Here is a 13,660-nt window from a genome sequence, read left to right as displayed (position 1 = left end):
ATAACCATATTCCGCCTTTTCTATGCAGAAAAATACCTACCGGCGCAACAAGCTGCCGCCAAACGTCGCGCCGCAGAATTTTGCTGCGTTTTTCAAGTATTTTGGCCAATCCCCATTTAACTGTCCCCTATTCCCCTTTCTGCCACACATATAACCAAGATATAGTGAATTAAATTTAAATCAGGACAAGGCGGCGAGCCGCAGACAGTACACACGTTACGGCAAGGCGAGCCAACGCTGTACTGGTTTAAAGTTAATCCACTATATTATGAAGAAACAACTATTTCAGCAATAGATAAAGGCTACCTGAAAATTTTCAGGTAGCCTTTTCCCACCTACAACCAATCAACTCCGCTTCCGATACGGCATTGGCTCGTCTTACCGTATTGCTGCCCCACCTCGCCGCTTGTCCTGATTTTTGTTAATCCACTATAAGTTGGTTTGCTATATATGGCCGAACGGATCGCCAGGCGGGGTTGTGACAATTTGGTAGGCGGCAGGATTGTCGATGCCGAAATATTCGCCGTCGAACAGGTCGTTCCAGATTTCTTCGCAGCGCCGGCGGATTGGGGTTTGCCCGGTCGGGTCGAGCCATTCTTCGGCGCAGTGTTGCAGGGTATCGTCCGGCCAGAAATTGAGGCCGTAGCGAAAGCTTTCTTTGATGCGGATTTGCCGGGCAATGGGACACCCGAGGAAATGGGGGCGCAGGTATTCGTGCGCCCAACGGCGGACGCTGCTGCGGTTGGCCAGGTTGAGGGCGGTCAGCTCGGGGTAGAGTTCTTCGCTGTAGTAGAACGGGGAGATGTCGAGGAAGTGGCGGAGGTAATTCGGGCTGATTTTGAAGGTTTTCATGGTGTGCGGCCAGTTGGCAAAATTTGCCGTTATAGTGGATTAACAAAAATCGGGCAATGCGGCGAGCCGCAGGCAGTACAAATAATACGGCAGGGCGAGCCAACGCTGTACCGGTTTTTGTTAATTCACCATATTGTTTTCAGGTAGCCTGTTGCGGGAACGGGCTACCTGAAATTTTCATATCCGTTTGATTCGGGCATGTGGCTCAGGCGGCTCTGCCAAACTTGGTCTGCCCACCCGCCTGAAGGGAAATCATATGCTGTGCAGCAAGGCGGTCATGTCTTCGCGGCTGAAACCGGCTTCTACGGCGGCTTGGCCGAGCCGTTTGAGGATGACGAGGCGGATTTGGCCGGCTTGATTTTTTTTGTCGTGCTGCATGTGGGCAAGCCAGGTGTCGACCGCAAACTCCGGTGGGGCAACGGGCAATCGGGCGGCTTGCAGCAGGCGGATGATGCGTTCGGTATCGGCGGTTTTCAGGTAGCCTTTGCGCTCGGACAGGCGGGCGGCGAGTACCATGCCGGCGGCTACAGCTTCGCCGTGCAGCCAGTTGCCGTAGCCCATTTGGGTTTCGATGGCATGGCCGAAGGTGTGGCCGAGGTTAAGGAGGGCGCGGATGCCCTGCTCTTTTTCGTCCTGCTCGACGATGTCTGCTTTCATCTGGCAGCAGTGGCGAATGGTGTCGGCAAGGGCGGCGGGCTCTTGCCGCATGATGCCGGGCATGGCGTGCTCGAGTTTGGCAAGGAAATCAATGTCGCCGAGCAGGGCGTATTTGATGACTTCGGCCAGGCCGGCGGAAAACTCGCGCGGGGGAAGGGTTTGCAGGGCGGCGGTGTCGGCGATGACGGCTTGGGGCTGGTAAAACGCGCCAATCATGTTTTTGCCGAGCGGGTGGTTGATGCCGGTTTTGCCGCCCACGGAGGAATCAACCTGGCTGAGCAAGGTGGTGGGGATTTGGATGAAGGGAATGCCGCGCTGGTAGGTGGCGGCGGCAAAGCCGGCCAAATCGCCGATTACGCCGCCGCCGAGGGCGAGGATGGTGGTACGGCGGTCAGCATGGTGCTGCAACAGGCCGGTGTAGATTTGCTGGAGGGATTCGCTGTTTTTGTATTGTTCGCCGTCGGGCAGGATGATGTCGCAAACGCTGATGCCGAGTTGTTGGTAGGCTGCTTTGACGGGGGCAAGATAAAGCGGGGCAACGGTTTGATTGCTGATGATGGCGGCTTTGCCGCCGATATGTGGGCGGATGAGTTCGGCCAAGTTGTCGAATAAGCGGAAACCAATATGGATGGGATAGCTGTGACCGGGGGTATGGACGTGCAGGGTTTGCATTATCGGTTTTCTTTGATATGTTGTTGAATCAACTGCAACAGCTGCTTGGTGATTTGCGGACAGGAATGTTGCGGCGAAATATTGAATATAAGGTGGGCGGTTTCTCGGTAAAGCGGGTCGCGCTGTTGGTAGAGTGCTTGCAGCTTGTCGAGAGGATCGGCTACCTGAAGCAGCGGGCGGTTTTTGTCATGCTGGATGCGCCGATATAGGATTTCAGGGGTGGTGTGCAAATAGATCACCGTGCCTCGTGTATGCAAACAACGGCGATTATCGGGAGATAAAACAGCCCCACCACCGGTAGCGAGGGTAATGTGATGGCGGCGGGTCAATTCGTCAATAACAGCAGCTTCGCGCTTGCGAAAGCCGCCCTCCCCTTCCAGCTCGAAAATAGTAGGGATGGAAACGCCGGTACGTTGGCAAATCAGTTGGTCACTATCAATAAAATCGCGTTGCAACAATGCTGCCAACTGTTTTCCATGAGTGGTTTTGCCCGCACCCATCAATCCGATCAAAAAAATATTGCCTGCCATGGTATTCATGGCAGGCATTGTAACCGAATCAATCGGCAAAGTGTGGTTTAGTAGCGCAGAACGTTACCTTCAGTACCCATGATGCGCGGGGTGATGAAGATCAGCAATTCATTTTTGCTGTTATTGCGTTTGGTGCCACGGAACAAGTTACCAACTACAGGAATATCACCCAGCAGCGGTACTTTGTATTGGGAGTTAGAATTGTCTTCCTCATAGATACCGCCCAAGATGATGGTACCACCATCTTCCACCATCGCACGAGTGTTAAGTTCCTTGGTACTGATACACGGTGTTCCTAGCACACTACACCCCTGATCCACAGAGTCTTTATTCAGTTTGATATCCATAATCACATTACCGTCAGGTGTGATTTGGGGAGTAACAGTCAAGCCCAATACGGCTTCTTTGAAGCTGGTGCTGGTAGCTCCACTGGAAGAAGCTTCCTGATAGGGAATTTCCCGACCAGCTTTGATGGTCGCCTCTTTCCGGTCTTGAGTCAGCACGCGCGGGCTGGAAATAATCTTACCGCGGTTTTGTTCCTGCATAGCAGTCAATTCCAACCCCAACGCACCAGAGGACAACGCACGGACAATGGTAATGGAAGAGGTTGCGGCTGCAGCCGGCAAGTTCACGTTAGGGGCAATAGAAAAAGCTGTTCCGGTACCACCATTATTAGTGCCTAACCCGCTACCAATCTGAGTTGAGCCTGATGTTTTGTTATAACCAAACTTCACACCTAAAGCACGGGAAAAACCATCCGTAGCTTCAACAATACGAGCCTCAATCATCACTTGACGGGCAGGGACATCCAACTGTTCAATTAAACGCTCAAATTCCTTGATAACATTTTGGTTATCCTTAATAATCAAGGTATTCGTAGCCGGATCAATAACAGCAGAACCACGATTGCTCAACAAAGAGTTATTATTACCAGTATTTGATCCGCCATTCTCATTAATATTCAGTATTTTACGGAATTCATTAACATCTTTGTATTTCAACTGGAACGTACGAGATACTAGAGGACCAAGTTCTTCAATACGCTTAGCATTTTCCAGAGTCTCAACATCAATTTTACGGAACTCTTCAGCCGGAGCAACACGGATAATATTACCGTTACGACGCGATTCTAACCCGCGTGACTGCATTACCAAATCCAAGGCCTGATCCCAAGGCACATCCTTCAACGACAAGGTCATTTTGCCAGAAACGCTATCGCTGGCTACAATGTTCATATTGGACTCTTTAGCCAAAATCTGCAGGATGGTACGTACATCTACATCTTGGAAATCTAAAGAAACGCGTTTACCAGTAAAGTGATGATTACGGTTACGCAGACCATCTTCAGCTACGACAGATTTTGGAGAAACGGTAATAGTATATCGACCAGCAGACTGACTGGTTTTATGTTCCCAACCACCCTGGTTCTTAATGGTAATCTCTGTATCATTACCTAAACGGCGTAGACTGATAGTACGAACCGGAGTACTGAAATCGGTTACATCCAAATTACGTTGTGCAGCAATCGGCAATTGGTTATTTTTCAGCAAAATAACCAAGTTATTGGAACGCTGTTTGATTTCAGGAGTACCACGATAACCGGCAGTATTAATTTCAATCACGCCAGAATTACTTGCACCTTTGTGAAAATCAACGGCTACGTTGGCAGTATTGCTACCAAGAGCATTCTGACCAGCAGCAGGACGAGTTTCCGTTATACCAAGAGATTCTTGTTGAATTTGGTTGCTGGGAGGAGCAGCTCTTACAGTTGTAGAAACCCCTTGGCCAGATTCATTCAGATAAATCCAAACCTCATTGCCTCTGACTTCAGCATTGTATTGCCCCGGTCTATTCAAGTTAAGTAGAACACGGGTTTTATTGCTATCTTGAGCGACAGCAATTTGGTTAAGCAGAGCGTCGTTATATTGCAGTACTGGTTGGTTAAGATTGGCACCCGTATTTGGGAAATCCAAAGCAATCCGGGCAGGCGTAGTAGTAATAAAACCGCTCGGCTTCAACATATCCCGATCGAAACGGATTTTAATAACCTTCTGATTATTTGGTAAAGCAGAGACGTTAATATCTGTAATATTACCAGCCAGTACGCCTTGCATGGCCAAGCTCATACCTAAAGCGGTTAGATATTGCAGTTTTTTGATTTTCATAGCGTAAATCCCTTAGTAAGTTTAATTAGATTTTGATTGGTTAGAAGCGTCTGAAGCATTTAACTCCAATTCCGCTGTTCGACGTTGCCATGCACCATAGCTATCTTCAGTTACCTCCGACAAAATCAGTTTGTCCGGAGTAATAGCAGTAATCTGCCCATAGTTTTGGCCAAGATAATTGCCAACGCGTACGGTATAGGTGTGACCTCCTGCCTCAACGAAAGCGGAAACTTGCCCACCTCGTTTAATAGAGCCTACATAACGCAAGCTTTCTAAACTAAAGTTTTCCAAAATCTCTTTTGGTCTATCAGGATTTGGAGCATTAATACCAGATTGTTGGTTCACACGCAGCCGTTTAAGATCAAATATATTCAATCCATTAATGACAGGATCCACATACTCAGGAGACTTTGAAATAGTCGGTATCTGTGGTTGGCGCACCTTACTTTTTGCTTCCGCCTGAGCATTATCCATCCACTGCTGCAGATCGCCCTCGGTCAAAGAACAGGCCGTCAGCAAAAGAACTGCTGAGCACCATAGTATATTTTTCTTCATTATAAAGTCCTTTATAAAGAATCAGTCTTATCATTCAGCTTGTGACGCAGCCGAGGCAGCAGCTATCTCACTCAGAGCTAGCGCCTTATAAGTATTAGCGTTAGCAGTTAAGGTGAGTATGCCATTACTATCTTTTGCATCTGCAGGAGCAAGATTGATCTTATCTAAGGTTACGATACGGGACAGACGACCTACATCACGTATAAATTGTGCAATTTGCTCATAATTTCCTGAAATAGAAATTTCATAAGGTAATTGTTGTACGTTATCAAGATCCACCGGTGGCAAAGGTTTCACACTATTCATACGCATACTGTTTTTCGCCCCTGCCTGATGTAATTCCTGAATCAAATTTGGAATTTCTGCATCTGTAGGCAATTGTTTTAACAATACGTTGAATGCAGTACGGATTTTTTCCAACTCATCCTTCAAAACTGGCAGGTTGGCTGCCTGATCAGCTTTGCTCTGATACTCTTGCTTCAGCTGCTCTTCTTTTTGCTGCAAACCCTCATATTCCTCCCATTGTCCTTTAAACAAAGCAAAGTAGCCCGCAATCAAAAGGAGAACAACGATAACGATACCAGCACCAAGCTGAACCAGCTTGTTTTGTTTATATAGAGTATTAAGGTCAATTTTTTGTGCCATGATTTCACCCTTCCATTAATTTGCAGGAGAGGAAGTGGCTGTAGCGGATGATGCAGGTGCTACAGACGTATTAGGTACTGATGCAGGAGTATTGCTGGCAGTAGAAGCAGATTCTGACGACATTACAACGGGAGCAATATTTATTGAATCTCCGCTCATTGGTGCGGAAGCAACTGCTACAGTCAACTCAAACTCTTGTACAGACTCTACTTTATTGATGCTATCCAATGAAGGCTGGCCAAATACATTGGTACTTGGAATTACCCGCATAAAATCAGCAATTTTACTATCACTGGTAGCCTTACCAGACAGAGTATAAGTGCTAACATCCTTAGCCTTAATACCTGTTAGATAAACACCTTCCGGCGCAACAGTGTTCAGTGAATCAATCATCCTAGCTGCCTCAAAACGCTTATTCTCCAACTCTTCCACTTTCGCTTTCCGAGCTAAGAAATCACGCTTTTCAGCTTCTAAGGTTTCTACCTCCTTGATCTGAATATTTAACTGTTCAATACCGGCAGTTAGCTGTTGGTTGCGTGACTCTTGATTTAAGATTAGGCCACTAAGCGATACATACGTAAATACCAACAAACCGACACCAATCAAACCAGAAAAAATCATCAATCTAGTGAACTGGGCTTTTTTCTGCTTATCCTGCTCCTCACGGTAGGGGAGCATATTTAGTTGAATTAATGGAATCATTTCACAATCCTCTTACAGCCAATCCAAATGCAACGGTCAGTTGCCCGGATTCCAAATTAAATTTCGAAGTTCCGGCTTGTTTGCCGCCTTGCGTGCTAGCAATAGGCTCTACTTGCTGAGTAGAAATATTGGTTTGAGCATACACGCTTTTTGCAAGACCGAAAGGCTGCATAAACGGACATCCAGAAATTAAGATATGTTTAACGCTATCTTGGTAATCACTACTAACCGTGGTGTAATAAAATTGCAGAACCCTTTGAATTTCCTGGGTAAGCTGACTATTAAAATGATCAGCCACAGTACCTTGAAAATCTGCAGGTTTATTGCTTTTAAAACGCATACTCCATGCATCATCCTCACTCAATTTATATTGGCGTTGGATGTTATGAGTTAGCTGCTTATTACCAAAATTGGTTTCTTGCTTATATACAATATTGCCATTTTGGAGAATTAAAGCTTTGGTCTGATCCTCATCCACATGGAAGATAGCCAGTTTTTGATGCTCCAAATCGGGAGCGAATTGATCAATCCACACAGAGAACGCATTTACAACAGCAAAAGTATCCACATCCAGCTGTGACAACGGGATATCAGCATCCACGAACAAATCTGTGCGCAGATCCACATCATCACGTTTAGCGGCAGCCATGACGATTTCCTGCACATTACCGTTTTGCAGCTCGGCGGTAACTTGGAAATCATAGCTCAGGTTATCAGAACCGATGGTTTGGCTGGCTTCCAACTCAACGAACTCATCTATCGGCAAATCAGAACTACGGGCATCGTAAGTAATCGTTTGTATATTGGTTAAAGCCTGCGGCAGGGCTGCTGTTACATTCTTACAACTACTACCAAGCTGTTGGTAAGCTTGTTGTAAATATGACACGAGTTGGTCATGATCTTCGATGTTGCCGTTTATAATAACGCCTTTGGGTAGGGGCTGGATGGTGTAATTTTCCAACCGGAGATTACCCGGAACACTGCCGGCAAGATGTACCATATTAATGGCAGTTGGCGTAATATCCACGCCCAAGCAGCCTTTGCTGCCAAAAGACATTTTTGTCTTTTGTTTTGATTTTCTTGGTTTTTTTGATATTCGCATCTTTAAGCCTCCCTTTAAAAGACCAGCTGACCGGTCACAGGTAAATTTATATCAGGTTTAGCGTTTTCTTGCATAAATTAAGGTATAGTTTACTTTAGTCAAAGTACTTATTGATAGAAAATTTGTAACTATGTTTAGAAAAATACTTAAAACGGTTTTTGGACTACTGCTGGGACTAACCTTGTTCGGTGTTGGGCTACTGGCTATTGCAGTATTAGTGACCTACCCGAAACTCCCCAGTTTGGAGACGGTAACAAATTATCAGCCGCGGATGCCGCTGACTATTTATTCATCAGACGGCAAACTCATCGGCATGTATGGCGAAGAGCGGCGTGCATTTACCAAAATTGACGAATTCCCGCCTGTGTTGATCAATGCCGTTATTGCTGCAGAGGATAAACGCTTCTACCAACACTGGGGGGTAGACGTTACCGGTGTGGCTCGCGCCCTGATCGGCAACTTCCGTGCCGGCGGCGTACAGTCTGGTGCCAGTACTATCACCCAACAGGTAGCCCGCAACTTTTACCTCACCAACGAACGCAGCTACCGCCGTAAGTTCAATGAGGCATTATTGGCCTACAAGATTGAGCAATCCCTAAGTAAGCAACAGATTTTGGAGCTGTATTTCAACCAAATCTACTTAGGCCAACGCGCCTACGGCTTTGCTGCCGCTTCACAGATTTACTTCAACAAACCGGTAAAAGAGCTGACTTTGGCTGAGGCCACCATCCTAGCCGGACTGCCTAAAGCACCCTCCTCTTTTAATCCAATCGTGAACCCCGAGCGTGCCCGCTTGCGCCAGCGTTACATTCTCAACAATATGGTTGAAGAAAAGATGATTACGCCCGCAGAACGCGATCAGGCACTGGCTGAAGAACTGCATTACCGACGCCAACAGGTAGAGATTGACCAAAACTCTCTATATGTAGCCGAAATGGTTCGCCAAGAAATGTACGACCGATACGGCGAAGATGCCTATACTCAAGGCTTCCGCGTGTACACCACCGTTAGCTCCGAAAGCCAGCGCGTGGCCACCCTAGCCCTGCGCCGAGCCCTGAAAGGCTTCGGATTAGGCGCTTATCGTGGTGCAGAAGCATTTATCGATTTGAACACGATAGAAGCCGAGACCTTGGATGAAAACCTAGACCAATATTTAGATACGGTTTACACCGTAGACGGCCTACAACCGGCCGTGGTATTGCAGGCCAGCCGCTCTTCGATTGAAGCCTATACGCAAGGCGGCAACCGCATCAAAATCAGCGGCAATGCGCTCAATTATGTAGCACGCACCATCAACAACGGCAAAGACAACGCCATCCGCCCAGGTGCGGTTATCCGCGTGCGCAAACTTGATCGCGGTTGGCAAATCAGCCAAATGCCCGAGTTGCAAGGCGCATTTGTGGCATTAGACAGCAAAACCGGCGCCATCCGTGCTTTGGTGGGCGGTTTCGACTTCCATAGTAAGAGCTTCAACCGTGCCACTCAGGCCGAGCGCCAACCGGGTTCTACCTTCAAACCCTTTGTCTACTCAGCCGCTTTGGCTAAAGGTATGACTGCCGCCACCACCATCAACGATGCCCCGATCGAATTGCCCGGAATGGGCACCGGCGGTCGGCCATGGCGCCCGAAAAACTCCGATGGCCGCTATTCCGGCTTCATCACCCTGCGCCAGGCATTGACCGCGTCTAAAAACATGGTTTCCATCCGCATCGTGATGGCGCTTGGCATACACGAAGTACATCAATACGTGCAGCGTTTCGGCTTTAATGCCCGTCAGATTCCCGATTCGCTGTCTATGGCTCTGGGCAGCGGTGTGGTTACCCCGTTGCAAATGGCGCAGGCCTATGCCGTGTTTGCCAACGGCGGCTATAAAGTGTCTCCCTATGTAATCGACCGCATTGAAGACAGCCAAGGCCGATTGCGCGCCCAGATGAAGCCCTTGGTGGCCGGAGAAAGTGCGCCGCAGGTTATCGATCCGCGCAACGCCTACATCATGTACACCATCATGCAAGACGTGGTACGCCGAGGCACCGGTGCCCGTGCCAGCGCGCTCGGCCGGAGCGATATTGCCGGCAAAACCGGTACCACCAACGAAAACAAAGATGCCTGGTTTGCCGGTTTCAACCCCGACTTAGTAGGCGTGGTGTATATCGGTTTCGACAAACCGCGCAGCATGGGCCGTGCCGGCTTCGGTGGCACAATCGCCCTGCCCGTATGGGTGGAGTACATGCGCTACGCACTCAAAGGCGTACCGCAAAAAGGCATGCCGATGCCCGCAAAAATCGTACGCAAGGGCGGCGAATACTTCCTGCAAGAGCAGCAGAGCACCAGCCCGCGTCTGGCCATCGACAACCGCGGCGCCACACCTGATGCCGAAGATATCCAAGCCGCAGGCGGCGATCCGGTGATACCGGAAGAAAATACCGTAGAACCGGTACCGCAGCAAAACAGCGGTGATGGCGGCGCCGCACCCTCGCAAGAGATTGACGCCCTGTTCTAAACCAATCACCCCGCCTGATTGAAAAGGCTACCTGAAACCCTATCCGGTATTTTCAGGTAGCCTTTTTCTATGGTCGAAACCATGCGGCATCACACAGCCAATATGGTGGCAGCATGGGCATCAAGTTACTTGTTGTGCACCACAGGCTACCTGAAAACATAAGGCTTCAACCAAGTTCCAGCGAACTTTAACCGTTTCCGCGAAGCTAACAATTCATTTTCAGGTAGCCTACAACTCAAGCAGTATGTTCTGCCTGCCAGACGTCATCCAAGCAATAACATGGCAACAAACCTAAATATTAAAAACTAAGCACCATTAAATAAGCAATAACGTGAAAATCTGCCAAACCTTCGGCTCGCAAAACCGTAAACCATATAGTCAAGCCAAGCCCCTGCCCTGTATAATTCCGCCTCCAGCCGCTACAGATTTGGGCGGCCGTTTTATTTTCCTGCTCCAGGGTGTGGCGGAAGCAATGATTTATTCCTACACAGCGGCGAGCCGCAAACAGTACGGCAATCAGCAAGATAAGCCAACGCCGTAGGAAGCAACCCAGTGCTTTAACCATACCCCAAACCCACTCCAGACCCACATCACCATGAATCAAAAACCCTCCGTACTCGGCGGCGCCATGATCATCGCCGGCACCGTCATCGGCGCAGGCATGCTCGCCAACCCCACCGCCACCGCCGGCATCTGGTTTGCCGGCTCGCTCATCGTGCTGCTCTACACCTGGTTTTCCATGCTCTCCAGCGGCCTGATGATTCTCGAAGCCACCACCCACTACCCGCCCGGCGCCAACTTCGACACCATCGTCAAAGACCTGCTCGGCCGCGGCTGGAGCATCATCACCGGCCTCTCCGTGGCCTTCGTGCTCTACCTACTCACCTACGCCTACATCTTCACCGGCGGCAACCTCACCGCCCAAGCCCTCCAAGCGCCGCTCTGGGTGGGGCAAATCGTGTTTTCCCTGATCTTCGCCGGTTGCGTATGGTGGTCCACCTTCTGGGTAGACCGCGGCACCACCATCCTCATCGGCGGCATGATCATGACCTTCCTCTGGGCCAACGGCGGCCTGCTCCTTTCCGCCCAACCCGCCGTATTGTTCGATACCGCCGGCAGCGGAAACGGCAGCTACTGGATCTACCTCGGCACCGCCCTGCCCGTCTGCCTCGCCTCCTTCGGCTTCCACGGCAACGTGTCCGGCCTGTTCGACTACTTCCGGGGCGACGCCAAGAAAGTGGCCCGCTCGCTCTGGCTCGGCACTTTGGTGGCACTGGTAATCTACGCCCTCTGGCAGTTTGCCGTACAAGGCAACCTGCCGCGCGGCCAGTTCGGCCCCGTGATTGCCGCGCAAGACAACGTGGCCGCCCTGCTCGCCGCCCTCGCCCAAGTGGCGGGCAGCGGGCTGGTGCGCGTGCTCTCCCTGTTTTCCTACATGGCCATCGCCTCCTCCTTCCTCGGCGTAACCCTCGGCCTGCTCGACTACCTCACCGACCTGTTCGGCTTCGGCACCAGCCGCGCCGGCCGCAGCAAAGCCGCCGCCCTCACCTTCCTGCCCCCGCTCGTTGCCTGCCTGCTCTTCCCCACCGGCTTCGTGCTCGCCATCAGCTACGTCGGCTTTGCCGCCACCATGTGGACAGCATTCGTGCCCGCCCTGCTGCTCTATGCCTGCCGCAAAAAATTCGGTGAAGGCAAAGGTTACCGCGTATATGGTGGAAAATGGCTGATGGCCTGGGTGTTCTTCTTCGGACTAGCCAACGTGGCCGCCCAAATCCTCAGCCGAGCCAACATCCTACCCGTGTTTAACGGCTGATACCTCCCGAAAAATTTCAGGTAGCCTACCAAAGGCTACCTGAAAACAAAATCCCAATAGAATCAGTGCATAATCCCGTTTATTTTAAAGCACATCACGCCATACTCCCTGCACAAACCACCTCCAAACTTTTGCCACAATTCTGCTCTCCATATCCTCAAAAAAGAAGCTCATCATGCCAGCTTACGTTATAGTGGATTAACAAAAATCAGGACAAGGCGGCGAGCCGCAGACAGTACACACGTTACGGCAAGGCGAGACAACGCTGTACTGGTTTTTGTTAATTCACTATACCTGCAACTGGGTGTGCCCACCCTCGCCCCTTCCGGCGGCGAAATCTTGGTGGCCAACGGCGATCATGAAGCCTTTGAAAGCCCGATCTCGATGGCTCCGTTACCTTGCGATTCCCTGCTATGGCCTCTGCCCGTGCTTGGTATTACAGCCCGGAATATGAACAATGCAAAACCATCCGCCTAGGTGCAACTACCGGCCGGGCTGTATTGCCGGATGTGGTGAATTAGAAGTATCCATTATTTTCAGGTAGCCTCTTCCGCCCCGCAGCTTGTATGCAAAAAAAACCATTCGCTATAATCCGCGCTTTCACATTTTCGGCTGCATGCCGAAAACCATCACCCTCCAAGAGGCTACCTGAAAGAATAAATATGAATGCTATGAACAACATCGTCGTCTATTGCGGCTCCAATCTCGGCGAAGACCCGAGCTACAGCCAAGCCGCCCGCGAGCTGGGGCGTGCTATTGCCGAACGAGGCAGCCGGCTGGTATACGGCGGCGGCGGCATCGGCCTGATGGGCGAAGTGGCTTCTGCCGCCCTGGCTGCCGGCGGCCAAGTAACCGGCATCATCCCCACTTTCCTGCGCCACGAAGAAATGGCGCACGGCCGCCTCACCGAGCTTATCGTCACCGACAATATGGCCGACCGGCGAACCAAAATGATTGAACGGGCCGATGCCTTCATCGCCCTGCCCGGCGGATTGGGCACATACGAAGAGCTGTTTGAAGTGCTCTCGGCCGCCCAGCTCAAACTGCACAGCAAACCCATCGGCCTGCTCAACGTAAACGGCTTTTTCAACCCTATTATCACCCTGTTGCAGCACACCGCCGATCAAGGTTTCATGCCTGCCGCCAATACCGGCTTGGTGTGTACGGACAGCAGCATCCCCACCCTGCTAGACAAAATGGCCGCCTACCGTTTTCAAGACGCGCCCAAATGGAAACGCCCCGCCTGGCAGGAACAGGCAGAGGCTACCTGAAAATCAAATATAGTGAATTAAATTTAAACCAGTACAGCGTTGGCTTGCCTTGCCGTAACGTGTGTACTGTCCGCGGCTCGCCGCCTTGTCCTGATTTTTGTTAATCCACTATACTGCTTGTTTCTCTTAAATACTCCGCAACAAACTTACTTTTCCAACGGCAGGCACTCTCAAAGCCTGCCGTTTCTACTTTTAT

At 50.2% G+C, this 13,660-nt stretch carries 13 protein-coding genes; 4 read left to right on the top strand and 9 right to left on the bottom strand.

Annotated elements, in window-relative coordinates:
• Nucleotides 1-444 precede the first annotated feature (444 nt).
• The 8 genes from ELB75_RS05675 to pilM form a co-directional block, all read right to left on the bottom strand.
• Complete coding sequence (locus ELB75_RS05675) at nt 445-852, bottom strand: hypothetical protein (RefSeq protein ID WP_126983088.1); 408 nt, start codon at nt 850-852, stop codon at nt 445-447.
• A 252-nt stretch (nt 853-1,104) separates the two neighbouring features.
• Nucleotides 1,105-2,181 carry a 3-dehydroquinate synthase gene (aroB, locus tag ELB75_RS05670; RefSeq protein WP_126983087.1) on the bottom strand — a complete coding sequence of 359 codons (1,077 nt, stop codon included), beginning with the start codon at nt 2,179-2,181 and terminating at the stop codon, nt 1,105-1,107.
• The gene (locus ELB75_RS05665) at nt 2,181-2,729 is read right to left on the bottom strand and encodes a shikimate kinase (RefSeq protein ID WP_126983086.1); all 549 of its coding nucleotides are present in this window, start codon (nt 2,727-2,729) and stop codon (nt 2,181-2,183) included. The genes aroB and ELB75_RS05665 overlap by 1 nt, the downstream gene beginning before the upstream one ends.
• Nucleotides 2,730-2,758: 29 nt before the next feature.
• Entirely contained in the window at nt 2,759-4,876 is a 2,118-nt protein-coding gene (locus ELB75_RS05660) for a type IV pilus secretin PilQ (protein WP_206501495.1), read from the bottom strand.
• Between the two features lie 21 nt (nt 4,877-4,897).
• Nucleotides 4,898-5,431: a pilus assembly protein PilP gene (locus ELB75_RS05655; protein WP_164726817.1), complete on the bottom strand. Its 534-nt coding sequence runs from the start codon at nt 5,429-5,431 to the stop codon at nt 4,898-4,900.
• Nucleotides 5,432-5,461: 30 nt separating this feature from the next.
• Entirely contained in the window at nt 5,462-6,076 is a 615-nt protein-coding gene (locus tag ELB75_RS05650; protein WP_126983085.1) for a type IV pilus inner membrane component PilO, read from the bottom strand.
• Between the two features lie 15 nt (nt 6,077-6,091).
• Nucleotides 6,092-6,778, bottom strand: coding sequence for a PilN domain-containing protein (locus ELB75_RS05645; protein WP_126983084.1), 687 nt, complete (start codon nt 6,776-6,778; stop codon nt 6,092-6,094).
• Nucleotide 6,779: 1 nt separating this feature from the next.
• Nucleotides 6,780-7,880: a type IV pilus biogenesis protein PilM gene (pilM, locus tag ELB75_RS05640; protein WP_241236116.1), complete on the bottom strand. Its 1,101-nt coding sequence runs from the start codon at nt 7,878-7,880 to the stop codon at nt 6,780-6,782.
• A gap of 130 nt (nt 7,881-8,010) precedes the next feature.
• On the opposite strand from pilM, the gene ELB75_RS05635 reads away from it, so the two are divergent.
• The gene (locus tag ELB75_RS05635; RefSeq protein ID WP_126983083.1) at nt 8,011-10,380 is read left to right on the top strand and encodes a penicillin-binding protein 1A; all 2,370 of its coding nucleotides are present in this window, start codon (nt 8,011-8,013) and stop codon (nt 10,378-10,380) included.
• Between the two features lie 298 nt (nt 10,381-10,678).
• Here ELB75_RS05635 and ELB75_RS05630 read toward each other — a convergent pair whose 3' ends face one another.
• On the bottom strand, nt 10,679-10,984 hold the full coding sequence (locus tag ELB75_RS05630) for a hypothetical protein (protein WP_126983082.1): 306 nt from the start codon (nt 10,982-10,984) through the stop codon (nt 10,679-10,681).
• Here ELB75_RS05630 and ELB75_RS05625 point away from each other — a divergent pair.
• The 3 genes from ELB75_RS05625 (at nt 10,976) to ELB75_RS05615 (ending at nt 13,464) form a co-directional block, all read left to right on the top strand.
• A complete protein-coding gene (locus tag ELB75_RS05625) occupies nt 10,976-12,193 on the top strand; it encodes an aromatic amino acid transporter (RefSeq protein WP_126983081.1) in 1,218 nt (405 codons plus the stop codon). The genes ELB75_RS05630 and ELB75_RS05625 overlap by 9 nt on opposite strands.
• A 413-nt stretch (nt 12,194-12,606) precedes the next feature.
• A complete protein-coding gene (locus ELB75_RS05620) occupies nt 12,607-12,714 on the top strand; it encodes a DUF1330 domain-containing protein (RefSeq protein ID WP_241236115.1) in 108 nt (35 codons plus the stop codon).
• A 141-nt stretch (nt 12,715-12,855) separates the two neighbouring features.
• Nucleotides 12,856-13,464 carry an LOG family protein gene (locus tag ELB75_RS05615; RefSeq protein WP_488782855.1) on the top strand — a complete coding sequence of 203 codons (609 nt, stop codon included), beginning with the start codon at nt 12,856-12,858 and terminating at the stop codon, nt 13,462-13,464.
• The last annotated feature ends 196 nt before the right edge of the window (nt 13,465-13,660 follow it).

The sequence above is a fragment of the Eikenella corrodens genome (assembly GCF_003990355.1).
In the GTDB taxonomy this organism is placed as follows: Bacteria; Pseudomonadota; Gammaproteobacteria; order Burkholderiales; family Neisseriaceae; genus Eikenella; species Eikenella corrodens_B.
The sequence above is the reverse complement of the archived record's forward strand: the minus strand, read 5'-3'. Positions and strand labels throughout refer to the sequence as shown.

Excerpts from the sequence above, each read along its gene's own strand:
- ELB75_RS05615 (WP_488782855.1), top strand. The coding sequence starts at position 12,856 with ATGAATGCTATGAACAACATCGTCGTCTATTGCGGCTCCAATCTCGGC.
- aroB (WP_126983087.1), bottom strand. The coding sequence starts at position 2,181 with ATGCAAACCCTGCACGTCCATACCCCCGGTCACAGCTATCCCATCCAT.
- ELB75_RS05650 (WP_126983085.1), bottom strand. The coding sequence starts at position 6,076 with ATGGCACAAAAAATTGACCTTAATACTCTATATAAACAAAACAAGCTG.
- ELB75_RS05625 (WP_126983081.1), top strand. The coding sequence starts at position 10,976 with ATGAATCAAAAACCCTCCGTACTCGGCGGCGCCATGATCATCGCCGGC.
- ELB75_RS05660 (WP_206501495.1), bottom strand. The coding sequence starts at position 4,876 with ATGAAAATCAAAAAACTGCAATATCTAACCGCTTTAGGTATGAGCTTG.
- ELB75_RS05655 (WP_164726817.1), bottom strand. The coding sequence starts at position 5,431 with ATGAAGAAAAATATACTATGGTGCTCAGCAGTTCTTTTGCTGACGGCC.
- ELB75_RS05620 (WP_241236115.1), top strand. The coding sequence starts at position 12,607 with ATGGCCTCTGCCCGTGCTTGGTATTACAGCCCGGAATATGAACAATGC.
- pilM (WP_241236116.1), bottom strand. The coding sequence starts at position 7,880 with ATGCGAATATCAAAAAAACCAAGAAAATCAAAACAAAAGACAAAAATG.
- ELB75_RS05665 (WP_126983086.1), bottom strand. The coding sequence starts at position 2,729 with ATGCCTGCCATGAATACCATGGCAGGCAATATTTTTTTGATCGGATTG.
- ELB75_RS05645 (WP_126983084.1), bottom strand. The coding sequence starts at position 6,778 with ATGATTCCATTAATTCAACTAAATATGCTCCCCTACCGTGAGGAGCAG.
- ELB75_RS05635 (WP_126983083.1), top strand. The coding sequence starts at position 8,011 with ATGTTTAGAAAAATACTTAAAACGGTTTTTGGACTACTGCTGGGACTA.
- ELB75_RS05675 (WP_126983088.1), bottom strand. The coding sequence starts at position 852 with ATGAAAACCTTCAAAATCAGCCCGAATTACCTCCGCCACTTCCTCGAC.